Origin of the sequence: Streptomyces nojiriensis (assembly GCF_017639205.1) — a bacterium.
Taxonomy (GTDB): Bacteria; Actinomycetota; Actinomycetes; order Streptomycetales; family Streptomycetaceae; genus Streptomyces; species Streptomyces nojiriensis.
Genome location: NZ_CP071139.1, coordinates 6,271,039 through 6,295,004, shown reverse-complemented (window position 1 = coordinate 6,295,004; position 23,966 = coordinate 6,271,039). Strand labels below are relative to the sequence as shown.

General features: G+C 71.5%; 18 protein-coding genes and 2 pseudogenes. 8 read left to right on the top strand and 12 right to left on the bottom strand.

What is annotated here, in order from left to right:
- Nucleotides 1-28 precede the first annotated feature (28 nt).
- On the bottom strand, nucleotides 29-955 hold the full coding sequence (locus tag JYK04_RS29415) for a proline dehydrogenase family protein (protein WP_189742836.1): 927 nt from the start codon (nucleotides 953-955) through the stop codon (nucleotides 29-31).
- Nucleotides 956-1,115: 160 nt separating this feature from the next.
- On the opposite strand from JYK04_RS29415, the gene JYK04_RS29410 reads away from it, so the two are divergent.
- Nucleotides 1,116-2,483, top strand: a complete 1,368-nt coding sequence (locus JYK04_RS29410) for a PucR family transcriptional regulator (RefSeq protein ID WP_189742838.1) — start codon at nucleotides 1,116-1,118, stop codon at nucleotides 2,481-2,483.
- A 47-nt stretch (nucleotides 2,484-2,530) separates the two neighbouring features.
- Here the strand turns inward: JYK04_RS29410 and JYK04_RS29405 are convergent, their stop codons facing one another.
- A complete protein-coding gene (locus JYK04_RS29405) occupies nucleotides 2,531-3,109 on the bottom strand; it encodes a TetR/AcrR family transcriptional regulator (protein ID WP_189742840.1) in 579 nt (192 codons plus the stop codon).
- 89 nt (nucleotides 3,110-3,198) lie between these two features.
- On the opposite strand from JYK04_RS29405, the gene JYK04_RS29400 reads away from it, so the two are divergent.
- From JYK04_RS29400 to JYK04_RS29390, 4 genes and pseudogenes are all read left to right on the top strand, one after another.
- Nucleotides 3,199-4,755, top strand: a complete 1,557-nt coding sequence (locus JYK04_RS29400) for an MFS transporter (RefSeq protein ID WP_189742842.1) — start codon at nucleotides 3,199-3,201, stop codon at nucleotides 4,753-4,755.
- Between the two features lie 177 nt (nucleotides 4,756-4,932).
- Nucleotides 4,933-5,199: pseudogene (locus tag JYK04_RS42185) on the top strand (IS30 family transposase); the annotation flags it as partial.
- Nucleotides 5,200-5,417: 218 nt separating this feature from the next.
- Nucleotides 5,418-5,684, top strand: a pseudogene (locus tag JYK04_RS41470) (IS30 family transposase); the annotation flags it as partial.
- Nucleotides 5,685-6,055: 371 nt separating this feature from the next.
- On the top strand, nucleotides 6,056-6,277 hold the full coding sequence (locus tag JYK04_RS29390) for a hypothetical protein (RefSeq protein WP_189742844.1): 222 nt from the start codon (nucleotides 6,056-6,058) through the stop codon (nucleotides 6,275-6,277).
- Nucleotides 6,278-6,710: 433 nt separating this feature from the next.
- On the opposite strand, the gene serA is transcribed toward JYK04_RS29390, so the two are convergent.
- The 6 genes from serA to JYK04_RS29360 all read right to left on the bottom strand — a co-directional run bounded on the left by serA (nucleotide 6,711) and on the right by JYK04_RS29360 (nucleotide 16,537).
- Nucleotides 6,711-8,300, bottom strand: a complete 1,590-nt coding sequence (gene serA / locus JYK04_RS29385) for a phosphoglycerate dehydrogenase (RefSeq protein WP_189742846.1) — start codon at nucleotides 8,298-8,300, stop codon at nucleotides 6,711-6,713.
- A 327-nt stretch (nucleotides 8,301-8,627) separates the two neighbouring features.
- Complete coding sequence (ilvC, locus tag JYK04_RS29380) at nucleotides 8,628-9,629, bottom strand: ketol-acid reductoisomerase (RefSeq protein WP_189742848.1); 1,002 nt, start codon at nucleotides 9,627-9,629, stop codon at nucleotides 8,628-8,630.
- 132 nt (nucleotides 9,630-9,761) lie between these two features.
- Nucleotides 9,762-10,286: an acetolactate synthase small subunit gene (gene ilvN, locus JYK04_RS29375; protein ID WP_030010002.1), complete on the bottom strand. Its 525-nt coding sequence runs from the start codon at nucleotides 10,284-10,286 to the stop codon at nucleotides 9,762-9,764.
- A gap of 32 nt (nucleotides 10,287-10,318) precedes the next feature.
- Complete coding sequence (locus tag JYK04_RS29370) at nucleotides 10,319-12,205, bottom strand: acetolactate synthase large subunit (protein WP_189742850.1); 1,887 nt, start codon at nucleotides 12,203-12,205, stop codon at nucleotides 10,319-10,321.
- Between the two features lie 204 nt (nucleotides 12,206-12,409).
- Nucleotides 12,410-15,307, bottom strand: a complete 2,898-nt coding sequence (locus tag JYK04_RS29365; RefSeq protein WP_373297475.1) for an EAL domain-containing protein — start codon at nucleotides 15,305-15,307, stop codon at nucleotides 12,410-12,412.
- Between the two features lie 282 nt (nucleotides 15,308-15,589).
- The gene (locus tag JYK04_RS29360; RefSeq protein ID WP_189742854.1) at nucleotides 15,590-16,537 is read right to left on the bottom strand and encodes a 2-hydroxyacid dehydrogenase; all 948 of its coding nucleotides are present in this window, start codon (nucleotides 16,535-16,537) and stop codon (nucleotides 15,590-15,592) included.
- A gap of 73 nt (nucleotides 16,538-16,610) precedes the next feature.
- Here JYK04_RS29360 and JYK04_RS29355 point away from each other — a divergent pair, with 73 nt between their 5' ends.
- The 3 genes from JYK04_RS29355 (at nucleotide 16,611) to JYK04_RS29345 (ending at nucleotide 19,223) form a co-directional block, all read left to right on the top strand.
- Entirely contained in the window at nucleotides 16,611-17,618 is a 1,008-nt protein-coding gene (locus JYK04_RS29355; protein WP_189742856.1) for an aldo/keto reductase, read from the top strand.
- Between the two features lie 144 nt (nucleotides 17,619-17,762).
- Nucleotides 17,763-19,001, top strand: coding sequence for a PQQ-dependent sugar dehydrogenase (locus tag JYK04_RS29350; RefSeq protein ID WP_189742858.1), 1,239 nt, complete (start codon nucleotides 17,763-17,765; stop codon nucleotides 18,999-19,001).
- Between the two features lie 42 nt (nucleotides 19,002-19,043).
- Nucleotides 19,044-19,223 (top strand): DUF6191 domain-containing protein, encoded by a 180-nt coding sequence (locus JYK04_RS29345; RefSeq protein ID WP_189743218.1) that lies wholly within the window; start codon nucleotides 19,044-19,046, stop codon nucleotides 19,221-19,223.
- Here the strand turns inward: JYK04_RS29345 and JYK04_RS29340 are convergent.
- The 4 genes from JYK04_RS29340 to JYK04_RS29325 form a co-directional block, all read right to left on the bottom strand.
- Nucleotides 19,186-22,254, bottom strand: a complete 3,069-nt coding sequence (locus tag JYK04_RS29340; RefSeq protein ID WP_189743217.1) for an ATP-binding protein — start codon at nucleotides 22,252-22,254, stop codon at nucleotides 19,186-19,188. The genes JYK04_RS29345 and JYK04_RS29340 overlap by 38 nt on opposite strands.
- 59 nt (nucleotides 22,255-22,313) lie before the next feature.
- Nucleotides 22,314-22,505 (bottom strand): hypothetical protein, encoded by a 192-nt coding sequence (locus JYK04_RS29335; protein ID WP_189742860.1) that lies wholly within the window; start codon nucleotides 22,503-22,505, stop codon nucleotides 22,314-22,316.
- A gap of 166 nt (nucleotides 22,506-22,671) precedes the next feature.
- Complete coding sequence (locus JYK04_RS29330) at nucleotides 22,672-23,262, bottom strand: hypothetical protein (protein WP_189742862.1); 591 nt, start codon at nucleotides 23,260-23,262, stop codon at nucleotides 22,672-22,674.
- A gap of 121 nt (nucleotides 23,263-23,383) precedes the next feature.
- Nucleotides 23,384-23,938, bottom strand: coding sequence for a GNAT family N-acetyltransferase (locus JYK04_RS29325; RefSeq protein ID WP_189742864.1), 555 nt, complete (start codon nucleotides 23,936-23,938; stop codon nucleotides 23,384-23,386).
- Nucleotides 23,939-23,966 lie beyond the last annotated feature (28 nt).

The window sequence follows — 23,966 nt, the reverse complement described above, 5'->3', positions numbered from 1 at the left end:
CTGGTAACTCCTTGAGCTAGTGGGGTGCCTAGTTCTTGGTGATCATCGAGCGGACGAAGAAGAGGAGGTTGGCCGGCTTCTCCGCGAGGCGGCGCATGAAGTAGCCGTACCAGTCCGTCCCGTACGCGGTGTAGACGCGCATCCGGTGGCCCTCGGCGGCGAGCCGCAGGTGCTCCTCGCTGCGGATGCCGTACAGCATCTGGAACTCGTACTCGTCCAGCTTGCGCCCGGCCTTGCGGGCGAGCTCCTGGCCGATGGCGATGAGGCGCGGGTCGTGCGACCCGATCATCGGGTAGCCCTCGCCGTCCATGAGGATCTTCAGGATCCGGACGTACGCCTTGTCGATCTCCGCCTTGTCCAGGTACGCGACCTCGGCGGGCTCCTTGTAGGCGCCCTTCACGATGCGGACGCGGCTGCCGGCGGCGGCCAGGCGGCGGGCGTCGGCCTCCGTGCGGAAGAGGTACGCCTGGATCACGCAGCCGGTCTGCGGGAAGTCCCGGCGCAGCTCCTCGTGGATGGCGAACATCGAGTCGAGGGTGGTGTGGTCCTCGGCGTCGAGCGTCACGGTGGTACCGATGGCGGCCGCGGCCTCGACGACCGGGCGGACGTTGGCGAGCGCCAGCTCGTGGCCGCCCTCCAGGGCCTGGCCGAACATCGACAGCTTGACGGACATCTCGGCCTTCTCGCCGAGACCGAGCTCCGCGAGGCGCTCGATGAGCAGGAGGTAGGCGTCCCGGGCCGCGTAGGACTGCTCGACCTCGGTGATGTCCTCGCCGACGACGTCGAGGGTGACCTCCAGGCCGTTGCGCGTGAGCTCCTCGACGATCGGGATGACCTGATCGACGGTCTCGCCGGGGATGAACCGGTTCACCACGGGCTTGGTCACCGGGGCGGCAGAGACGATACGACGCATCTTGTCGCTGCGCGAAGCGGCGAGGATCACGGGACCCAGCACGGGGGCACCTCCAGCGGGTGGCAGAAGAAAAGCGCAAGTAAAACCACCGTGAAACCTAAGGATCGCTTCGATCCTCTGCCATCGACAGCTGTCACGCATCCGTGTCCCGGATCTCATACATCTGTCTGAAGGGTCCGCGCCGAGGTGGGAGAATGTGCGCGTGAAGGGCGATTACCAGGACCTGGTGGACGAGATCTCCGCGCTGCTCGGCGCCCCGGCGACCCTGGAGAACCGGGACTTCCGGCTGATCGCCTTCGGCGCCCACGACAGCGACGACGACCTGGCGATGGACCCGGTACGGACCCGCTCGATCCTGACCCGGCAGTCCACGGCGGACGTCCGGTCCTGGTTCGAGGGCTTCGGCATCGCCCGCGCCACCGGGCCGGTCCGGATCCCGGCGGCGCCGGACGCGGGGGTCTTCCGGGGGCGGATCTGCCTGCCGGTGCGGTACCGGGGCATCGTGCAGGGCTACGTATGGCTGCTGGACCAGGAGCCCGGCAAGCCCGGGCCGGGGCCGGCGGCGCTGGACGCGGCCATGGAGGTGGCCCAGCGCATCGGGGTGCTGCTCGCCGAGGAGGCGCGGGCCGGGGCCGACCTGTCGCGGGAGTTCCTGGCGGTGCTCACGGCCGGCCCGGGCTGGCAGCAGGACATGGCGGTGGCCGCACTGCGGGCCGCCCTCGGGCCGGGCGGGGACGGACTGCACGCGGCGGTCTGCGTGGCGCCGTGGCCCGGGGAGGCTCCGGCGTCGGTACCGGGCGCGGCGGCGGTGTGCGTCGTACCGCGGCGGCGCGGGGGCGAGCCGGGCGGCGCCGGCGGGCCCGGGGCGGCGGCGGGGCCGGGAGCCGGGCCGGAGCCCGCGGGCGATCCGGCTCTGGCGGTACTGCTGCGGCTGCGCTCGACGGACGCGCTCGCTCCGGCCCTGGCGGCGGTGGCCCGGCTGCTGCCGCGCGCGGCGGAGGCGACGGAGCCGGGCGGGAAGGGCACGGACGGAAAGGCCGCGGGCGCAAAGGCCGCGGGCGCAAAGGCCGCGGGCGCAAAGGCCGCGAGTGGGAAGGGCACGGGCGGGAAGGGCACGGGCGGGAGCGCCGGAGCCACCACCACGGCCGTCGCCCGCGGGGTGACCGCCGGCGTCGCCGACCCCGTACGGGGCCTCGCGGACCTGCCGGCCGCCTGGGAGCAGGCCGTCGCCGCGGCCCGGGCGGCCGCGGCCCAGCCCCGCTTCGGCCCGGTCGCCCAGTGGTCGGCGATCGGCCCGTACCGGCTGCTGGCGACGCTCGCCGCCGATCCGGTGGACGACCCCGCGGCCCGCACCCTGCTGACCCCGGCCAACCGCGAACTCGCCCGCACCGCCGAGGTCTTCCTGGACTGCGCGGGCCAGGCGGGCCGCGCGGCGGCCGCCCTGGGCATCCACCGCCAGACCCTCTACTACCGCCTGGCCCGGGTGGAGCAGCTGACCGGCCTCGACCTGGACGAGGGCGAGGACCGCCTGCTGCTCCACATGGCCCTCAAGGCCTCCCGCATGGCGTAGGCCGAGTCCGGCCCGGGCGGTGCGACCTGCGGTGGTGCCGGCTCCGGTCAGCCCTGGGTCCGGGTCATCTCCTCGGCCGCCCGGCGCATGCCCTCGGTGAACTCCTCGGCGGTTGCGGCCGATTCCGGGTCGAAAAGCCACTGGATCATCAGGCCGTTCAGCAGGGCCTGGTAGAAGCCGCCCAGCGTCCGCACGTCCCGCTCGTCGAGCTGGTCCTCCGGGGTCCCGGTGAGCATCGAGATCAGCCCCCGGCGCCCCTCGGCCTGCGAGGCCGCGAGCATGGACCTCAACTCCGGCCGCTGGTCCCGGCCGAGCGCCACCTCCAGGCTGGCCGCCCAGATCGGGCCCGACTTCTCGTGCTGCTCCAGCACGCCTTCCCACAGGGCGCGGAAGCGCTCCAGCGATCCGTCCTCGCCGTCGAGTCCGTTCTGGAATACCGCACCCCACTCCTCCATCAGGCCGATGAAGGCCTGGGCGAGGAGGGCGTCCTTCGAGCCGTAGTGGTAGCCGATGGAGGCCAGGTTGGTCCCCGAGGCGCTGACGATGTCGCGCGCGGTCGTGCGCACGAACCCCTTCTCGACCAGGCACTTCTTGGCACCTTCGAGCAGATCTTCGCGATGTCCCATGGCCACACGGTAGCAAGACAAACGTCCTAGACAACAGTTCTATACAGTCGTCATAGACAAGCGTTTAAGACGTATGTATATTCCTGCTCATGACAACTCCCGCTGCCACAGCGCGACGTGCCGGCCGCCGCGAATGGACCGCCTTCACCGTCCTTCTGCTGCCCCTGCTCCTGGTCTCGATGGACGTCTCCGTCCTCTACTTCGCCATCCCGGCCATCACCGACCAGCTCGACCCGAGCTCCACGCAGCAGCTCTGGATCTTCGACAGCTACGCCTTCGCCCTCTCCGGCCTGCTGATCACGATGGGCTCGCTCGGCGACCGGATCGGCCGCCGCAAACTGCTGTTGATCGGCGCGACCGCCTTCGGCCTCGCCTCGATCGGGGCCGGCTGCGCCACCAGCGCCGAGATGCTCATCGCGGCCCGCGTCCTGCTCGGCATCGGCGGCGCGACCCTGATGCCGTCCACCCTGGCCCTCGTACGGAACCTCTTCCAGGACGACAAGCAGCGCGGGCAGGCCATCGCCATCTGGTCCGGGGCCATGACCGGCGGCATCGCCCTCGGCTCGGTGCTCAGCGGGGTGATGCTGAACCACTTCTACTGGGGCTCCGTCTTCCTCATCAACGTGCCCGCCATGCTGCTCCTGCTGCTCCTGGTCCCGGCCCTGGTACCGGAGTTCAAGGACCCGGCCCCCGGCCGCTTCGACCTGCTGAGCGTCCCGCTCTCCATGGCCGCCGTGCTGCCGGTCGTCTACGGGCTCAAGGAGATCGCCGCCGAGGGCTGCGAACCCCTCTACCTGGGCTGCCTCGCCGTCGGCCTGGCCTTCGGATACGTCTTCGTCCGCCGCCAGCGCACCCGTGACGACGCCATGGTGAGCCGGGCCCTGTTCCGGGCCCGCGGTTTCGGGGCGGGCATCGGCCTGAACACCGTCGCCGCCTTCGCCATGATGGGTTCGGCCTACTTCACCACCCAGTACCTCCAGTCGGTACTCGGGATGGGCACCCTGGAGGCCGCCCTGTGGAGCCTGGCCCCCTCGGTCCTCGTCGTCGCCGCGGCCCCGGTCGGCGCGGCCCTGGCCCGGAAGGTGGACCGGGCCTACGTCCTCGCCGGCGGGTTCGCCCTCGCCGCCGCCGGCTTCGTCCTCGTCAGCCTGGTGGGCACCGACTCCCTGTGGCTGATCCTCACCGGCGCCGGGGTGCTGGCCGCGGGCATCGTCACCGTGCTGTCCCTGGTGTCCGACATGGCGCTGGCCTCGGCCCCCGCCGAGAAGGCCGGTTCCGCCGCCTCCCTGCTGGAGACCGGGACGGAGTTCGGCGGCGCCCTGGGCATGGCGGTCCTCGGCAGCCTGGGCACCGCGGTCTACCGCGCCGACCTGGCCGGTGCCGAGCCCGCGGTGCGGGAGACCCTGGGCGGGGCCGTCGCCACCGCCCACCACATCGGCGGCCCCGCCGGGGAGCAGGTGCTGGCGCTGGCCCGGGAGGCCTTCGTCCACGGAATGCAGTACGCGGCCTGGGGCGGTACGGCGCTGCTGCTCGGGGCGGCCGTGCTCGCCGCGGCTCTGATGCGCGGGATCGAAGCGCCCGCCCCGCCCGCGGCGGAGCCCGCGACGGGTCCCGAAGTCCGCGCCCACGAGGCGACGTACCACTGAACCGCCCGACGCGGCACGCGGCCGACGGAACGCGGAAGGGCCCGGGGGTCTCTTGAGTTCTAGTGGTCGTCGCAACACCCCGGCTCAGGGGATGCGACGGACTTCGAGGTTCGGGCGGATCGACGGCCGCAGGGACGCGCGAAGTTGAGCCGCGAGCGGGAGACATACCTTCTGCTCGTGGATCAGGGAACTTCTCACCTGGACGCCTGCGGGATCGTTGGCATCAACGACCGGACAGGCAGGCGATGGCGTAACGGCCGGCAGACGTCCGGGAAGAACAAGGCGGCACCGCCTCTCGTGGAAACGGGGCCGTGGCGGTACACCGAGGCCCCAGAGCCGGCGGCCGCCCAGGAGCCCGAGGACGACGCTCCTTCGCGCTACCTGCGCGAGGCGGACCGGATCCACATAGCCGACCGCCTCCGGGAGGAGGCGTCAGTCCGCACGATCGCTGCCGAGCTGGGACGCAGCCCGTCCACCATCAGCCGGGAGATCCGCCGCAACCGCACGGTCCTGCCCAGCAGCCAGTGGTACTACCGACCGCATGCGGCCCACCGGCGAGCAATTCGGCGACGGCCTCGGCCGAAGGTCGGCAAGATCGGCCAGAACCCGGAGCTCCGTGACTTCGTCCGGCATCACCTGACCCTGCGCTGGAGTCCCGAGCAGAGATGGCCACCCACCACGCCTTCAGTGTCGCCACGGACGTGCCGGTCTAGTTCTGCGATCCCGGCAGCCCCTGGCAGCGAGGCTCGAACGAGAACACCAACGGCCTCCTGCGGCAGTACTTCCCTAAGGGCAGCAGCCTGTCCTGCCACACCCGGGACCACCTCGACGCAGTCGCTGCCGAACTCGACAGCCGCCCACGCAAGACGCTCGGCTGGGAAACCCCAGCCGAGCGCCTGTCCAAACTGCTCGCCACCACACGTCGGTGATCACGTGTGGCAACGACCCCTGGGATTCGCCTATGAGCTGGGCCTTCGCCGTGGAGCGGGTGACGGGAATCGAACCCGCGCTCTGAGCTTGGGAATCACCGGGCCGACACGGAGGGGGTTGACGCTGACCAGCGCAAACGGCCTCTGGTGATTAATCGCGAGGCGTCGCGCTTGACTGCTCTTGACTGCTGGGATCCGCTCTTTCTGGCACGGATGTGGCACGGGCTTCCATCCGCTCTGACGGGTCGCGTCACCGACCCCGCACCCGACAACACTGTCACCCGAATGGCGTAACACGACGTGCCACCCACATGGATGAAGATCAAGCTGGCTAGTGCCCCAACCGAGGCAATCTGTGAAAGGCGAACCAAATGCGCATTCGACGAATCCTCGCCGCGGTCTTCGCCACGGCAGCCCTGGCCGGACTCGGCCTCACAGGCGCCGCCACCGCCACCGCCGCCACCGTCGGCAGCGTCACCCCGACCAGCGTCACCCCGGGTGAGTGCACGGACAACGGCGGAACGATCGATCGGTCGACGCCCGTGCTCCCGACCTGCAGGGGCGGTATGTACGACGGGCAGACGGTCGACTAAACCCCACTAGGCCCGTTGCGAAAGTGGATCGTCGCCCCGCAGCCACGCGTTGCGGGGCGACTCCCTCGCGAGCGTTCTCCCTCGGCTGACGGCTTCAACGTACCTGGGAGGCGTGACGATCGCACACGGGCCAGATGAGGTCGGCGGGAGCGGCTTTGGCTGGAGCTGCCATGGGGCGAGAGATTGGGGCCCGTACGCTGGTCGCGAATCGGGCAGTCTCTAGGGCAGCAGCCTGTCCGGCCACACCCGGGACCACCTCGACGCAGTCGCTGCCGAACTCAACAGCCGCCCACGCAAGACGCTCGGCTGGGAAACCCCAGCCGAGCGCCTGTCCAAACTGCTCGCCACCACACGTCGGTGATCACGTGTGGCAACGACCCCTGGAATTCGCCTCTCCCCCGGGCCCTTCCTTCACGTCGTCACCCTGACGGGCTCAGGCGAGGCTGACCGTGCGCGCCGAGACGGCGCCGATCTCGGTGGCGATGTCCGCGAGGACGTCCCCCGGAACCGCGGCGTCGACGGTGAGGACGGCGAGCGCCTCACCGTGCTCCTCGGCCCGGGCGACCTGCATGCCCGCGATGTTCAGACCGCCCTCGCCGAGGACGCGGCCGACGGCGCCGACCACACCGGGGCGGTCGGTGTAGCGCAGCACGACCATGTGGTCGGCGAGTGCCAGGTCGACGTCGTACTCGCCGATGCCGACGATCTTCTGAAGGTGCTTCGGGCCCGCGAGCGTGCCGGAGACCGAGACCTCCTGACCGTCCGACAGGGTGCCGCGCACGGTCACCACGTTGCGGTGGTCCGGGGACTCCGAGCTGGTGGTCAGGCGGACCTCGACGCCGCGCTCCTGCGCGAACAGCGGGGCGTTGACGTAGGAGACCGTCTCGTCGACGACGTCCTCGAAGACACCCTTGAGGGCGGAGAGTTCCAGCACCTTGACGTCGTGCTGGGTGATCTCGCCGCAGACCTCGACGTCGAGGCGGACCGCGACCTCGCCCGCGAGGGCGGTGAAGATGCGGCCGAGCTTCTCGGCGAGCGGCAGGCCCGGACGGACGTCCTCGGCGATGACGCCGCCCTGGACGTTGACCGCGTCCGGTACGAGCTCGCCGGCGAGCGCGAGGCGCACCGACTTGGCGACCGAGACACCGGCCTTCTCCTGGGCCTCGTCCGTGGACGCGCCGAGGTGCGGGGTGCAGACGACCTGGTCGAGCTCGAACAGCGGGGAGTCCGTGCAGGGCTCCTTCGCGTACACGTCGAGGCCGGCGCCGGCGACGCGGCCCTCCTTGATGGCCGTGTACAGCGCGGCCTCGTCGACGATCCCGCCCCGGGCGGCGTTGACGATGCGGACCGACGGCTTCACCTTGTTCAGGGCCTCGTCCCCGATGAGACCGAGGGTCTCGGGGGTCTTGGGCAGGTGCACGGTGATGAAGTCGGCGACCTCCAGAAGCTCGTCCAGCGCCAGCATCTTGACGCCCATCTGGGCGGCGCGCGCGGGCTGCACGTACGGGTCGTACGCGACGATCTTCATACCGAAGGCCGACATGCGCTGGGCGACCAGCACGCCGATGCGGCCGAGGCCGACGACGCCGAGGGTCTTCTCGCTGAGCTCGACACCCGTGTACTTGTTCCGCTTCCACTCGCCGTTCTTCAGGGCGGTGTTGGCCTGCGGAATGTTGCGGGCGGTGGCGACGAGCAGGCCGCAGGCGAGCTCGGCCGCGGTCACGATGTTCGAGGTCGGCGCGTTGACGACCATCACGCCGGCCTTGGTGGCGGCGGAGACGTCCACGTTGTCCAGACCGACACCGGCACGCGCGACGACCCGCAGCTTCTTGGCCACGGCGATGGCCTCGGCGTCGACCTTGGTGGCGGAGCGGACGAGGATCGCGTCCACGTCGACGATCGCGGGCAGCAGCTCGGCGCGGTCCGCGCCGTTGCAGTGCCGGATCTCGAAGTCCGGGCCCAGCGCCTCGACGGTGGCGGGCGACAGCTCTTCGGCGATGAGTACGACAGGTTTCGAGCTCACGTGGGTCCTCACAAGTCCAGTGCGGACGGCCGTCCCGACGGCCGCAGGCGGTGGAGGGGGTAGCCGCGTGGAAGACGCACGACACTGTGGGCCTGACGCGTATGTGTTGAGCAGTGTAGTGGCGCTGACGGGCCGGATTTCCGCCTGTACGGAAGGATCACCCGTCCGTGGTTGGCCGGGGTGGACAAGGCGCGCCCGCGAGGGCCGGATTCCCGGCATCCCGGACCCCCCGGATCCCCTGCATCCCGGCCGTCCGGACGGCCGGGTTCCTGCGCCGGTGCACGGCGGGGCCGGGACTTCACGCGTCCCGGCCCCACCGCCACGAGATCAGCTCTCGTCGCTGTCGACCCAGCTCATCAGCTTGCGCAGCTTCTTGCCGGTGGTCTCCAGCAGGTGCTCCTCGTCGGCCTTCTTGTACTCGTTGTACTTCGGCAGACCGGCCTTGTACTCGGCCATCCAGGTGTTGGCGAACTCGCCGCTCTGGATCTCCGCGAGGACCTTCTTCATCTCGGCCTTGGTGGCGTCGGTGATGACGCGCGGGCCGGTGATGTAGTCGCCCCACTCGGCGGTCTCGGAGACCGACCAGCGCATCTTCTCCAGGCCGCCCTCGTACATGAGGTCCACGATGAGCTTCAGCTCGTGCAGGCACTCGAAGTACGCGATCTCCGGCTGGTAGCCGGCCTCGGTCAGGGTCTCGAAACCGGCCTTGACCAGGGCGGAGGCGCCACCGCAGAGGACGGCCTGCTCACCGAACAGGTCGGTCTCGGTCTCCTCGGTGAAGGTGGTCTTGATGACGCCGGCGCGGGTGCCGCCGATGCCGGCCGCGTACGAGAGCGCGAGCGCGAAGGCGGAACCGGTGAAGTCCTGCTCGACGGCGGCGATGCACGGAACGCCGCGGCCCTCCTCGTACTGACGGCGGACCAGGTGGCCCGGGCCCTTGGGGGCGACGAGCGCGACGTCCACGTTGGCCGGGGGCTCGATGAAGCCGTACCGGACGTTGAAGCCGTGGCCGAAGAAGAGCGCGTCGCCCTCCTTGAGGTGCTCCTTGATGGACTCCTCGTAGATCTCGGCCTGCAGCGGGTCCGGGGTGAGGATCATGATGACGTTCGCCCAGGCGGCGGCCTCGGCCACGGGGACGACCTTCAGACCCTGCTCCTCGGCCTTGGCCTTGGACTTCGAGCCCTCCTTCAGACCGACGACGACGTCGACGCCGGAGTCACGGAGCGACAGCGCGTGGGCGTGGCCCTGGCTGCCGTAACCGATGACCGCGACCTTGCGGCCCTGGATGATGGACAGGTCGGCGTCGTTCTCGTAGAACAGCTCGGCCACTGGGATATCTCCTTGGTGCGCTGGTGTTGCTCCCACCGTACGGCGGGGAACGGAATCTGAGTTTCTTGGTCTCGCTATGCGAGCAGAGCGTGTCCGACCCGGCTCGCGTGTCCGCGGTGCCGGGCCGGGCGGTCAGGCGCTGCGGTCGAGCGCGCGCAGACTGCGGTCCGTGATGGACCGGCCGCCACGCCCTATGGCGATCGTGCCGGACTGGACGAGCTCCTTGATGCCGAAGGGCTCCAGCATCTTGAGCATCGCGCCGAGCTTGTCGGAGCCGCCGGTGGCCTCGATGGTGACGGCCTCCGGGGAGACGTCGACCGTCTTGGCGCGGAAGAGCTGGACGATCTCGACGATCTGTGAACGGGTCTCGTTGTCGGCGCGGACCTTCACCAGGACGAGCTCACGCTCGATGGCGTTGTGGGACTCCAGCTCGACGATCTTGAGCACGTTGACCAGCTTGTTCAGCTGCTTGGTCACCTGCTCCAGCGGGAGGTCCTCGACGTTGACGACGATGGTGATGCGGGAGATGTCGGGATGCTCGGTGACGCCGACCGCGAGGGAGTCGATGTTGAACCCGCGGCGGGAGAACAGGGCGGCGATCCGGGCGAGGATGCCGGGCGTGTTCTCGACCAGGACGGAGAGCGTGTGCTTGGACATGTGGGGCGTTCTCTCTCTCGGGCTCTCTCGGCTCAGTCGTCTTCGTTGTCGCCGAAGTCGGGACGGACGCCCCGGGCTGCCATGACCTCGTCGTTGGAGGTGCCGGCGGCGACCATCGGCCACACCATGGCGTCCTCGTGGACGATGAAGTCGATCACGACGGTACGGTCGTTGATCGCGTTGGCCTCGGCGATGACCTTGTCCAGATCGGCCGGGTCCTCGCAGCGCAGCGCCACGCAGCCCATGGCCTCCGACAGCTTGACGAAGTCCGGGACGCGCGTGCCCTTGCGGGGCGCGATGGACTCGCCGAGCTGGGAGCCGACCGTGTCGTGACCGGTCTCGTCGGCGTGCAGAACGGTGTTGGAGTACCGCTGGTTGTAGAACAGGGTCTGCCACTGGCGGACCATGCCCAGCGCGCCGTTGTTGATGATCGCGACCTTGATCGGGATGTTGTTCAGGGCGCAGGTGACCAGTTCCTGATTGGTCATCTGGAAGCAGCCGTCACCGTCGATCGCCCAGACCGTGCGCTCGGGCATGCCGACCTTGGCGCCCATCGCGGCCGGGACCGCGTAGCCCATGGTTCCGGCGCCGCCGGAGTTCAGCCAGGTGCGCGGCTCCTCGTACTTGACGAAGTGCGAGGCCCACATCTGGTGCTGGCCGACGCCCGCCGCGAAGATCGTGCTCTTCGGCGCGAGCGCGCCGATCCGCTCGATGACCTGCTGCGGGGAGAGGCTGCCGTCGGCGGGCAGGTCGTAGCCCAGCGGGTAGGTGTCGCGCCAGCGGTTGAGGTCGTTCCACCAGGCGGTGTAGTCGCCGGCGTTGCCCTCGGTGTGCTCGGCCTGGACGGCCTGGATCAGGTCGGCGATGACCTCGCGGGCGTCCCCGACGATCGGGACGTCGACCGCGCGGTTCTTGCCGATCTCGGCGGGGTCGATGTCCGCGTGGATGATCTTGGCGAAGGGGGCGAAGCTGTCCAGTTTGCCGGTGACGCGGTCGTCGAAGCGGGTGCCGAGGGCGATCAGCAGGTCCGACTTCTGCAGCGCGGTGACGCCGGTGACGCTGCCGTGCATGCCCGGCATGCCGACGTGCAGCGGGTGGCTGTCGGGGAAGGAGCCCAGCGCCATCAGGGTGGTGCAGACGGGGACGCCGGTCAGCTCGGCGAGGACCTTCAGCTCGGCGGTCGCGCCGGACTTCATGACGCCGCCGCCGACGTACAGGACCGGGCGCTTGGCCTGGCAGATGAGCTTGGCGGCCTCGCGGATCTGCTTGGCGTGCGGCTTGGTGACCGGCCGGTAACCGGGGAGGTCCTGGGTGGGCGGCCACGAGAAGGTGGTCTTCGCCTGCAGGGCGTCCTTGGCGATGTCGACCAGGACGGGGCCCGGACGCCCGGTGGCCGCGATGTGGAACGCCTCGGCGATGGTCCGCGGGATGTCCTCGGCCTTGGTGACCAGGAAGTTGTGCTTGGTGATCGGCATCGTGATGCCGACGATGTCCGCCTCCTGGAAGGCGTCGGTGCCGATCGCCTTGGAGGAGACCTGACCGGTGATCGCGACGAGCGGGACGGAGTCCATGTGCGCGTCGGCGATCGGGGTGACGAGGTTCGTGGCGCCCGGTCCGGACGTGGCCATACAGACGCCGACCTTGCCGGTGGCCTGCGCGTAGCCGGTGGCGGCGTGGCCGGCCCCCTGCTCGTGACGGACCAGGATGTGACGGACCTTCTTGGAGTCCATCATCGGGTCGTACGCGGGGAGGATGGCGCCGCCCGGAATACCGAAGACGGTGTCGCACCCCACCTCTTCGAGAGAGCGGATGAGGGACTGCGCACCCGTGACGTGCTCAACTGCGGCGGACTGCTGTCCGCCGGAACGGGGCCGCGGCTGCGGATGGTGGGCCCCGGTGGCCTGCTCGGTCATCGGCATTCTCTTCTCGAAGCTGAGGGTTTTACGCGGATTCGACTCTGTGCCAGTGCAACAAAAAACCCCTCGTGCCAGGAGGCAAGCGAGGGGAGCGCGTCGGGGGTGTTGAGCGGGGACATACAGGCCCCAGCTTCAGCCGACGCGCTTTCCAAGTACGAGAATTCGGGTGCGCATGGCATTGACCCTCCCTCTGGCGGGAGGGTGATGTCAAGTAGGTGGGACGGGCGTCTCATTATGTGAGCCTCTACGAAGGGCCATCGAGCCCCCGGGGGAACCGCCGGCCAGTGCTGGTTGGGCCACTCCGCCCGGTACTGGGAACGTACCGCGCACCAGCGCGCGGCGCAGCCTGTACTCGTCGAGCGGGCCGGAAAAGGCCATTCCCTGGCCGTGCGTGCACCCCATCGCGCGCAGCGCCAGGACCTGCTCGGGCAGATCCACCCCGTCCGCCACCGACCGCATGCCCAGGTCGTTTGCGATACGCAAGAGACCGGCAGTGATCTTGTTCAGCCGGGCGGACTCGACCACCCCCTCCACCAGGCCCCGGTCCAGCTTGAGCATGTCCACGGGGAGGCGGCGCAGGGCGCTGATGGCCGCGTAGCCGCTGCCGAAGCCGTCCAGGGAGATACCCACCCCGAGCCGGTGCAGGGAGCTCAGGCGGCGCTCCAGGTCATCGAAGGGCACTCTGGGGTCGGATACGGCGAGCTCCAGCACCAGGGCCCCGGACGGCAGCCCGTGCCGGGTCAGCAGGGCCTCCACGGAGCCGAGGGGCATGGACCGGTCCAGGAGCCGCTGGGCGGTCATCCGCACGGCCACGGGTACGCCGTGCCCGGCCCGGTGCCGGTCGGCGGCCTGCTCCACGGCCTCCTCCAGCAGCCATCGCCCGAGCTCGGCGGTGCGCGAGGCGTCATGGCCGGCGGCGCCGGGGACGCCCGTCCCACCGGCGCCGCCCTCGCTGTACTCGGCGACCCGGAGGAACTCCGCCGGGGTGAAGAGGATCCCCTGGGCGGAGCGCCAGCGGGCCTGCGCGGCGACGGCCGACACCTCACCGGTGGCCAGTGAGACGACGGGCTGGTGCAGCAGGGCGAACTCGCCCTCGTGCAGTGCCGTCCGCAGCCGGCCCGCCAGTTCGGCCTTGCGTACGACTTCGGCCTGCATCTGGGGGGCGTACAGCTCGACGCGGTCCTTGCCGCCGGCCTTGGCCCGGTACATCGCGAGATCCGCGTTGCGCATCAGGTCCGAAGGGGTGATGCCGGGGTCGGCGAAGGCCGCTCCGATGCTCGCGGCGACCCGGACCTCGCTGCCGCCGATCCGGTACGGCTGGGAGAGGGTGGTGCGCAGCCGGTCGGCGATCTCGCGCACCTGGTACTCGCGGGCGCCGGGATCGCGGTTGCCGTCGCCCAGGATCAGCGCGGCGAACTCGTCGCCGCCGAGGCGGGCCGCGGTGTCCCCGGCCCGGACCGAGTCCTGGAGCCTGCGCGCGGCTTCGACGAGCAGCTCGTCGCCGGCCTGGTGGCCGATGGTGTCGTTGACCGCTTTGAAGCCGTCGAGGTCGATGAAGAGCACGGCGGTGCTGTGGTCGCCCGCGCGCCGGCCGGTCAGCGCCTGGCGCACGCGCCGGGTGAACAGGGCCCGGTTGGGCAGGTCGGTCAGCGGATCGTGTTCGGCGCTGTGCTGGAGCTGGGCCTGGAGCCGGACCCGCTCGGTGACGTCCCGGCTGTTGAGGATGAGGCCGCCCTGGTGGCGGTTGACGGTGGACTCCACGTTGAGCCACTCGCCGCCGCCCGATTTGAAGCGGCACTCGATGCGGGTGGTGGGCTCCTCGGTCGGCGGTGCGGCGAGGAAGCGGCGTACCTCGTGGACCACCCGGCCGAGGTCGTCGGGGTGGATCAGGGTGGCGAGCTCGGTGCCGACCAGCTCCTCCGCCTCGCGGCCGTAGACCCCGGCGGCCGCGGGGCTGACGTAGCGCAGGGTTCCGGTGGGGGCGGCGATCATGATCACGTCGCTGGAGCCCTGCACCAGGGAGCGGAAGTGGTTCTCCTTCTGGGCCAGTTCCTGGGTCAGCGCGATGTTGTCGAGGAGCATGATGCCCTGCCGGATGACGAGGGCGAGCACGACGGTGCAGCCGGTGAAGACGACCATCCGGTCCACCTTCCGGCCGTCCACGACGTTGTACAGGATGCCGAGGGTGCACACGGCGGCCGCGAGGTACGGGGTGAGGGCGGGCAGCGAGCCGGTGATCGGGCGGCTGTGCGCCCGGTCCGCGCGCGGGCGCCCGGCCGGCTCCGGGTCCGGGTGGAGGCGCCGGGCGCCCCAGGGCGCGTACGCGAGGAGCAGCGAGCCCGCGAACCAGCCCGCGTCGAGCAGCTGTCCGGACTGGTACTCGGCGCTCAGCAGGGGCGAGGTGAACAGGGCGTCGCTGAGCACGGTCAGGGCCAGCGCCGCGATGGCGGTGTTGACGGCGGAGCGGTTGGTCTCGCTGCGCCGGAAGTGCAGGACCAGGACCATCGAGACGAGCGCGATGTCCAGGAGCGGGTAGGCGAGGGAGAGCGCGGCGCGCGGGACGCTGCCGGGGGCGCCGGACTGGGCGGTCCGCGCCGCGTGGGCGAGGGCCAGGCTCCAGGAGAGCGTGAGCAGGGAGCCGCCGATGAGCCAGGAGTCGAGTCCGAGGCACACCCAGCCGGCACGGGTGACCGGGCGTTTGGCGAGGACGAGCAGGCCCACGATGGCGGGCGGGGCGAAGCAGAGGAAGGCGAAGTCGGCGAGCGAGGGTTTCGGCACTTCCTCGCCCAGGACCACCTCGTACCAGCCCCAGACCGCGTTGCCGCAGGCGCCCATGAGGGAGGAGAAGGCGAAGAGCAGCCAGGCGGGGCGTTCGCGGCTGTCGATCGCCCTCGCGTAGGTGTAGCAGGAGACCGCGGCGAGTAAGCCGGCCGCGCTGAGCCCGAAGTCCCCCATGATCTCGGCGACTTCCTCCGAGCCCCAGTTGAGGGCGGCACCGACGGCGTACCCGCCGCTGACCACCGCGAGGAGCAGCTGCATCGCCAGACCCTTGCCTCCGCCTGAGACGGACGGCCGGTTCAGGAGTGCCGCCCCCGGGGGACTCACCGGTCCCCCTCGCCGGCTGGTTCCGGTGCAGCCCAGTCTCGGCAGCGTCGCCTCCGGCGGCTGTGCCGCGTCGGATCCTTCGTCCATTGGCCGTACATCGCCCGTCGCCCCCCAAAGTGTCCGATCACTCCCCAGCGCCAGACGTTCGTGGCGCAGCCCCTTCTTCCGGACGATACACCACTTTCGTCACTCAGGGACAGGGTCTCTCTACTCTCAGTTACCGATCGGGGAGTTGCGCCCACGCAGCGCATTCGAGTGACTGCGGAGCGTGCACATCATGCGTCACTCGGTGATCAGCACCGTGTGCTCCACGGGCTCGCCGGCGGCGAACCGGGTGAGCTGGCGGGCCAGCAGGCGCTTGGCCCTCGGCTCGAACGCCGAGCTGCTGCCCCCGACATGAGGGGTGATCAGGACATTCGGAGCATGCCAGAGCGGGTGGCCCGCGGGCAGCGGTTCCGGGTCGGTGACGTCGAGCGCCGCGCACAGGCGGCCCGACTCCACCTCCGCCAGCAGGGACTTGGTGTCGACGACGGGGCCGCGCGACACGTTCACCAGCAGGGCGCCGTCCTTCATCCGGCTGAGGAAGTCGGCGCCGACCAGGCCCCGGGTGGCGTCGGTCAGCGGTGTCACGAGGATCACCACGTCGGCCCGGGGCAGCAGCCCGGGCAGGTCCGCGAGGGTGTGCACGGGCCCGCGTGCGGTGGTCCGGGCCGTCCGCGCCACCCGTGCGACCGGGCCGCATTCGAAGGCCGTGAGCCGGTCCTCGATCGCGGAGCCGATCGATCCGTAGCCGATGATCAGAACCGACTTGTCGGCGAGGGCGTCGTAGAACCCGGAACGCCATTCCTCGCGGTCCTGGCCGCGGACCATGCCGGGGATGCCGCGCAGGGAGGCGAGGGTCAGCGCGAGGGCGAGTTCGGCGGTGCTGGCCGTGTGGACCCCCGCGGCGTTGCACAGCCGTACGCCGGGGCGCAGGTCGCCGAGGCGGCCCAGCACGTCGTCGATGCCGGCGGTCAGGGTCTGGACGACCTGGACCGCGGGCATCGCCGCCAGCGGGCGCACGGTGACCTCGGGGGACTTCATGTAGGGCGTCACGTAGAAGACGCAGTCGGCCGGGTCGGCCGGGAAGGCGTCCTCGCCGTCCCAGAGGCGGTACCGGAAGGAGTCGGGGAGGCCCTCGATCTCCTCGGCGGGGAACGGGAGCCAGACATCCGGGGTCATTGCAGTCATGATCACGAGGCTATGCCAAGGCATCCGGATCAAGCCGTTACTTTGAGGGCCGGAGCCGGAGGGGGACGCAGGGGTGGAGCGCAGGGCGATCGGGGCGGGGGCGCTGACGGTGGGCGCCGTCGGCCTCGGCTGTATGCCGATGAGCTGGGCGTACGCGCCTTCGCGGCGGCGGGGGCAGGAGTCGCTGGCCGCCGTGCACACCGCGCTGGACCTGGGGTCGAACCTGCTGGACACGGCCGACGTGTACGGGCCGTTCACCAATGAGCTGCTGCTCGGGCGGGTGCTGCGGGAGCGGCGGTCCGAGGCGTTCGTCTCGGCCAAGGTGGGACTGCGGGCGGGTGACCAGCACGTGGTCGCCGACGGGCGGCCCGGCTATCTGCGGCGGGCCTGCGACGCCTCGCTGAGGCGGCTGCGGACCGATGTCATAGACCTCTACCAGCTGCACCGGGTGGATCCGGACGTGCCCGTGGAGGAGACCTGGGGGGCCATGGCCGAGCTGGTGGGCGCGGGGAAGGTGCGGGCGCTCGGGTACTGCGCGCTGGGCGCCGGGGCCGGTCCCGGGGCCGGGCGCAGCGGGGACCGGGGGTACCGCACGACCCTGCGGCACCTGGAGCGGCTGCAGCAGGTGTTCCCGGTGAGCGCGGTGCAGGCGGAGCTGTCGGTGTGGTCGCCGCAGGCGGCGTGGCAGCTGCTGCCGTGGTGCGCGGCGCGCGGGGTGGGGTTCCTGGCGGCGATGCCGCTGGGCAGCGGGTTCCTCACGGGGACCCTCACGCCGGGTGAGGGGTTCGAGCCGCAGGACGTGCGGGCCCGGCACCCGCGGTTCACGGCGGAGGCGATGGCGTCGAACCAGGTGCTGCTGGCGGGGCTGCGGCGGGTGGCCCGGCGGCACGGCCCCGAGGTCACGGTCGCGCAGGTGGCCCTGGCGTGGGTGCTGGCGCAGGGGCCGCAGGTGGTGCCGGTGCCGGGGGCCGACCGGGCGCCGTGGGCGGCGGAGAACGCGCGGGCGGCGGAGGTCCGGCTCTCGGCCGGGGACCTGGCCGAGATCGCCGCCCTTCCGGTCGAGGTGGGAGCCTGGGACTGATCCGGCACCGGCGCGGGCCGGGGCCGGTCGGAGGGCGGCCGGACAACCACTCGATCGAGTGTACGAGTGGTGGAACTTCGGGAACTGCCGGAGCTGTTGAGACGGGTGAAGGGCAGGATCGGAGGACCGGAAGGGAGCAGGGCCATGCGATACGGAAGTTCTCCCGGGCAGGCGGGGTCCGAGGGTGCGGGCGGGCGGGGCCGGGGTGTGCTGGCGGCGCTCGCGCTGGCCGGCTGCGGCGCCCTGCTGGCGGCGGGGTGCTCGCCGCAGGGCGCACCGGGTGCGGGGCCGGGCGGCTCCCCACCGGGCACGGCCGCGGCGGGCTCCGGGTCGCCGGGGCCGTCGGGGAGACCGCCATCCGTGCCGCCGGAGGCCGCCGGCCCGCCGGCGAAGGGGACCGTGACGGTGACCGGCGAGGTGGCCAAGGGGCTGGAGTCGCCGTGGGGGGTGGCCCCGCTGCCGGGCGGGGACCTGCTCGTCGCCTCGCGGGACAAGGGGACGATCAGCAGGGTCGCTGCGGGTTCGGGCGCGGTGACCCGGATCGGCGAGGTGCCGGGGGTGGCTCCGGGCGGTGAGGGCGGGCTCCTGGGCCTCGCGCTGTCACCCGCCTTCGCGTCGGACCGGCTGGTGTACGTGTACTTCACGACCGAGTCCGACAACCGCATCGCCCGGCTTCGGTACGACGAACAAAGACCTGCCGGACAGCAACTGGGCGCTCCGGACACGGTGTTCCGGGGGATTCCCAAGGGCCTCATCCACAACGGCGGCCGGATCGCCTTCGGCCCGGACAAGATGCTCTACGCGGGGACGGGTGAGACCGGTGACACCGGGCTCGCGCAGGACAAGAAGTCGCTGGGCGGCAAGATCCTGCGGATGACCCCGGACGGGGATCCGGTGCACGGCAATCCGGAGGCGGATTCCGTCGTCTACTCCTACGGGCACCGCAATGTGCAGGGGCTCGCCTGGGACAAGGACAAACGGCTGTGGGCGGCCGAGTTCGGCCAGAACACCTGGGACGAGCTGAATCTGATCGAGCCCGGCGCCAATTACGGCTGGCCCGAGGCCGAGGGGAAGGCGGGGAAGCCCGGCTTCCGGGATCCGGTGGCCGTGTGGAAGACCGACGAGGCCTCGCCGAGCGGGATCGCGTGGGCGGAGGGTTCGGTGTGGATGGCCGGGCTGAAGGGCAAGCGGCTGTGGCGGATCCCGCTGGCCGGGACGCAGCTGGTGGCGGAGCCCGAGCCCTTCCTCGAGGGCGAGTACGGGCGGCTGCGGACGGTGGTGCCTCTCGGCGGGGACCGCTTGCTGCTGGTCACGAGCGAGACGGACGGACGCGGGTCCCCGGAAGCGGGCGACGACAGGATCCTGACCCTGACGGTGCGGTGACCAGCACGTCCCCGGCAGGGGGCGAAGAGGGCGGTGGGCGTGGTGTTCAACATGATCGAGGAGCTGTTCAACCCGGGACGCAAGCACACGAACGAGGAGAAGAAGCGCCTGGAGCTGTCCCGGGCCGACGTCAATGACAACGATCCGGGACGGGGTCCCATAGACCTCGACTCCGGCAGGGTGCTCATACGCCTGGACGAGCAGCCTCCGGACGGGGACTGACCGGGGTCGGCGGGGCGAAGAGACGCAGCCGGTGGGCGAGGGCGGCCGCCTCGCCGCGGCCGGTGACGCCCAGCTTCGCCAGAATGTTCGAGACGTGCACGCTCGCCGTCTTCGGTGAGATGAAGAGCTCCTCGGCGATCTTCCGGTTGGTGCTGCCGGCCGCCACCAGGCGCAGCACGTCCCGCTCGCGGCTGGTCAGCCCGAGCGCCTCGACCGGGTCGGTCTCCAAGGCCGGCGGGGCGGCGGCGCTGTCGGTGCCGGTCAGCGGGAGGCGGGCGCGCCGGGCCAGCAGGGCCAGGTCCTCGCGCAGGGTGCGTGCGCCGATCCGCTCGGCAGTGGCATAGGCCTCGCGGAGCAGGGCGGCGGCGGGCTCCCGGTCACCGGCGGCCAGCAGGGCCTCCGCGAGCCGGTGGCAGGCCCTGGCCAGCAGGTACGGGCGCTCCAGCGGGCGGACGGCCTGCTCGACGGCGGTCCAGTCGGCGAGGGTGTCCCGGGCCTCGGCCCGGCGCAGTTCGGCCCGGACGTACTCGGCGTGGGCGGTCCACACCGGGACCGGGGTGGCGAGGGGGCGGGCAGCGGTGCGCAGCACGTCCAGGGCCGCGTCCCGGCCGGCCTCGGCGGCCGGGAGTCCCCGGGCGTCCGCCTCCGCGGTGGCGGCGGCGAGCAGCAGCGGCCAGGCGTAGCGGTGCTGCCCGAGCGGGAACCCGTAGGCGGCGGCAGCGGAGGTCTCGGCGCGGACGTCGGCGATCCGGCCCTCCGCCGCGGCCAGGCCGATCGCGAGGCGGTAGAGCGGGATCCGGTGCTGGGGCTGGGGCCGGGTCTCGTGGCTGCCGAAGTGGACGTGGGCGGCAGCCAGCTGGTGGGCGGCCTCGGTCAACTCGCCCCGGCCCAGGGCCAGGTAGGCCAGCCGAGCGGAGGCACAGCCGCGGGGGGCCGCGCTCTGGCCGACGAGCAGGGTGCGCCGGGCCGCCTCGGCGGCCTCCTCCCAGCGGCCGAGGCTGTAGAGGCTCTCGGCCTTGTTCCCGCAGACCCAGGCCTCGCTGTCCATCAGCCGGGATCTGCGGACCAGTTCGACCCCTTGTTCGGCCAGTTCCACGGCTTCGCGGGACCGGCCCAGGCTTTCCAACTGAGAGGTGAGATTGATATGCGCACGCCCTGCCAGCATGGTGAGCCCGAGTTCCGTGGCCCGCTCCCGGACCGCGTGCATCTCGGCGAGACCGCCCGGAGCGTCGCCGGAGTCGGTGAGCAGAGCGCCGACCGTGATCCGGGCGTTGAGCTCGGTCTCCTCGGCGCCGACCATCCGTGCGTATTCGACGGCGCGTTCGGCGGCGGCGAGGTTGCCGGGGCCCGGCTTGTGGAGCATGCCCCAGCTCGCGGCCCGGACCAGGACCTCGGCGTGCACCTGGGACGGGGGCAGCCCCCGGACGAGGTCCTGCGCCTTGGCTATCTCCTCCCAGCCGTCGCCGCGCCCGAGGCCGGCGATCAGCCGGGAGCGCTCGGTCCAGAACCAGGCGGCCCTCAGCGGATCTCGGTCGTCCTCCAGCAGGCGCAGCGCCGTCTTCGTGATCTTCAGGGCGCGGTCGCGCTCGCCGCCGTAGCGCGCCGCCACGGTGGCCTCGGCCAGCAGGTCGAGCCGCTGGAGCGCGGTGGTGGCCGGGTCGCAGCCGCACGGAGGGTACACCTCGGTGTAGTCCGCCGGGCGGAGCGCCTCGCGGACGCCCTCCGGGGCGCTGTCCCACAGGTCCATGGCCCGCTCCAGCAGGCGCAGTTGCTCCGAGTAGGCGTGCCGGCGGCGGGCCGCCACGGAGGCGGCGAGTACGGCGGGCAGCGCCTTGGCGGGGTCGTTCGCGTGGTACCAGTAGCTGGCCAGCCGGATGACCCGCTCCTCGGCCCGGACCAGTGTCCCGTCGGCCTCCATGGCCTCGGCGTAGCGGCGGTTGACGCGGGCCCGCTCCCCCGGCAGCAGGTCGTCGCTGACGGCCTCGCGGACCAGGGAGTGCCGGAAGCGGTAGCCGTCGCCGTCGGGGGTGGCGAGCAGGATGTTGGCCCCGACGGCGGCGCGCAGCGCCTCGATCAGCTCGTCCTCGGTGAGCCCGGCGACGGCGCGCAGCAGCGGGTACTCCACGGTGGAGCCGCCCTCGGCGACGATGCGCACCAGCCCCTGGGTCTCGTCGGGGAGCACCTCGACCCGGACGAGGAGCAGGTCGCGCAGGGATTCGGTGAGGCCGGTGCGGCAGCCGCTCTCCTTGGAGGCAACGAGTTCCTCGACGAAGAAGGCGTTGCCGTCCGACCGGTCGAAGACGGAGTCCACGAAGTCCTCGTCGGGCTGCGCGGCGAGGATGCCGACGAGCTGGCGGCGTACCTCGGCCCGGTTGAAGCGGGACAGCTCGATGCGCTGGACGGTGCGCAGCCGGTCGAGCTCGGCGAGGAGCGGGCGCAGCGGGTGACGCCGGTGCACGTCGTCCGCGCGGTAGGTGGCGACGATGACGAGCCGGCCGCTGACGAGGGTGCGGAAGAGATAGGAGAGCAGATGCCGGGTGGAGGTGTCCGCCCAGTGCAGGTCCTCCAGGACGAGGACGACGGTGCGGTCGGCGGCGAGGCGCTCCAGCATCCGGGCCGTCAGTTCGAAGAGCCGGGCGGTGCTCTCCTCGTCGTGCGGGCCGCGCGGGGTGTCGCCGAGTTCGGGCAGGATGCGGGCGAGTTCGTCCTCCTGGCCTGCGGCGGCGGAGGCCAGTTCTCCGGGCAGCAGCCGGTGCAGGGTGCGCAGGGCCGTCGAGAACGGGGCGAAGGGAAGGCCCTCCGCCCCGATCTCCACACAGCCTCCGACGGCGACGACGGCGCCGCGGCGGTCCGCCTCGCAGAGGAACTCCTCGGTGAGCCGGGTCTTGCCGACTCCGGCCTCTCCCCCGATGAGCATCGCCTGCGGTTCCTGCCCGGCGGCCCGGGTCAATGCGTCGGTGAGTACGGCCAGTTCATCGGCTCGGCCGACGAACACCGGGCTGACAGATCTGGTCTCCACGCCGCCGAGCATCGCACAGACGTCCTGTCCGGCGGCACTCACCACCGCTGCGCTTCTCATCACGTGTCAGTTCACGCGGTGCGCGGCGCGGAGCGGACAGAGCGGGTGAACCGGCTCCGGAGCGTTCTCACCCGCCTCCGGTGTTCCTGGTCCGGCGAGGAGGCGCGGTGCGCCCGCCCCGCCGCCCGGGCCGTGCGGTACTCGGCCGCCTCACGGATGAGGTCGGCGCTGCGGACGGCGTTGGCGATCTCGTACTCGAACATCTCTGCTCCCTGGTCGCGTTGCTCGGGCACCTCGTTCGGTGTGATCCAAGATTCGCGCCCCAGGGGGTACCGGCACATCGGTCGCATGCCGCATCTGCCGGGGGCAGGGGGCCTTAGTCCGGGGCCGGGGAGCCCCGGGCCGGTCCCTGCGGACCTAAGGCAGTGCCTAGGCGCCGGCTCCGGCCGCCTTGGGAATGGCGAGGAGGAGGTCGAAGTACATGAGGACGAAGAGCAGTACGCCGAGGGCGCCCAGCCCGATGCCCGCCCAGGAGACGGACCGTACCCAGGTGGGGAGGGTGCGCTCGGGGCTGCTGAAGGCGGGGAGGGCCAGCACGAAGGTGGCGATGATCAGGGCGAGGGCGGAGAAGATGCCGTTCACCATCGCGGTGCTGTGCCACGGGTCGACGAACTGGGCGGCGATCTGCGCATTGGCGTCGGCGGCCTGGGTCAGCTCCAGCCGGGCGGCGACGCTCGCACGCTCGGACACGATGCCCGCGACCCAGCTGCCGCTGAGGGCGACGACGCCGAGACCCGCGGCGACGACCGCGAAGGCGGCGGATCCGACCTGGCTCGGCTCCCGGTCCTCGGCCTGGTCGTCGGCGAACGCCTCGTCGTCCAGGTCCGACTCGGTGACCTCGTCGGTGACCGCGGAGTCGGCCTCGGCCTCGGCCGCCTGGGGGGTCTCGGCCTTTTCGAGGTCGGCCGGGGTGGTGTCCGCCTCGGCGGCGTTCGGGGCGGGGGTCTTCGTGGTGTCCATGCGGGGCACCGTAGGCGCCCTGTCTGAGAGTTTTCTGAGAATCGGCGGGTTCCGGGCGGCGCGGGCCCGGCGGTCGGCGGAGCCCGTGACGGGGCGCCCCCGGACCGGGCCCGGGGCGGACTCAGGCGGACCGGGTCGCGGCCCATTCGCGGGAGAGGATCGACCAGACCTCGGTGTCCTGACGGACTCCGCGGTGGAGGTAGTTCTCCCGCATGACGCCTTCGCGGGTCATCCCGAGGCGCGCGGCCACGGCGAGGCTCTTCTTGTTGCCGGAGGCCGCGTGCCACTCGACGCGGTGCATGCCGCGCTCGCCGAAGGCGTAGTCGATCAGGACCTGGCAGGCCTTGGTGACCAGGCCCCGGCCGGCCGCGTCGGGCTCCAGCCAGCACCCGATCTCGCAGTTGCCGTAGTGCGCCTCGAACGTCGGGAAGAGGACCCCGCCCACCAGGGTGCCGTCGAGCCGGATGCCGAAGAACCGGGCGCCGTCCTCCCCCGCCGTCGCCGCGTACTTGGCGAGCAGGGCCCGGGCGGAGTCGAGGTCGGTGGCCCGGTCCGGGAAGCCGACGTACTGCCCGATGAATTCGCGTCCGCGCTCGATGTGCTCGAAGAACTCCTGGGCGTGCCGGGCCTCCAGCGGGAACATCCGGGCGTCTTCGGCGAGGTCTATCGAGAACATGCTGGGGCTTCCTTGGGTCTCAGGCGGC

Bases quoted from the DNA above. Each gene is read 5' to 3' on its own strand.
- JYK04_RS29400 (WP_189742842.1), top strand. From the start codon at position 3,199: ATGACAACTCCCGCTGCCACAGCGCGACGTGCCGGCCGCCGCGAATGG.
- JYK04_RS29340 (WP_189743217.1), bottom strand. From the start codon at position 22,254: ATGCTCGGCGGCGTGGAGACCAGATCTGTCAGCCCGGTGTTCGTCGGC.
- JYK04_RS29350 (WP_189742858.1), top strand. From the start codon at position 17,763: ATGCGATACGGAAGTTCTCCCGGGCAGGCGGGGTCCGAGGGTGCGGGC.
- JYK04_RS29390 (WP_189742844.1), top strand. From the start codon at position 6,056: ATGCGCATTCGACGAATCCTCGCCGCGGTCTTCGCCACGGCAGCCCTG.
- JYK04_RS29360 (WP_189742854.1), bottom strand. From the start codon at position 16,537: ATGACTGCAATGACCCCGGATGTCTGGCTCCCGTTCCCCGCCGAGGAG.
- JYK04_RS29405 (WP_189742840.1), bottom strand. From the start codon at position 3,109: ATGGGACATCGCGAAGATCTGCTCGAAGGTGCCAAGAAGTGCCTGGTC.
- ilvN (WP_030010002.1), bottom strand. From the start codon at position 10,286: ATGTCCAAGCACACGCTCTCCGTCCTGGTCGAGAACACGCCCGGCATC.
- JYK04_RS29325 (WP_189742864.1), bottom strand. From the start codon at position 23,938: ATGTTCTCGATAGACCTCGCCGAAGACGCCCGGATGTTCCCGCTGGAG.
- JYK04_RS29370 (WP_189742850.1), bottom strand. From the start codon at position 12,205: ATGCCGATGACCGAGCAGGCCACCGGGGCCCACCATCCGCAGCCGCGG.
- JYK04_RS29330 (WP_189742862.1), bottom strand. From the start codon at position 23,262: ATGGACACCACGAAGACCCCCGCCCCGAACGCCGCCGAGGCGGACACC.
- JYK04_RS29335 (WP_189742860.1), bottom strand. From the start codon at position 22,505: ATGTTCGAGTACGAGATCGCCAACGCCGTCCGCAGCGCCGACCTCATC.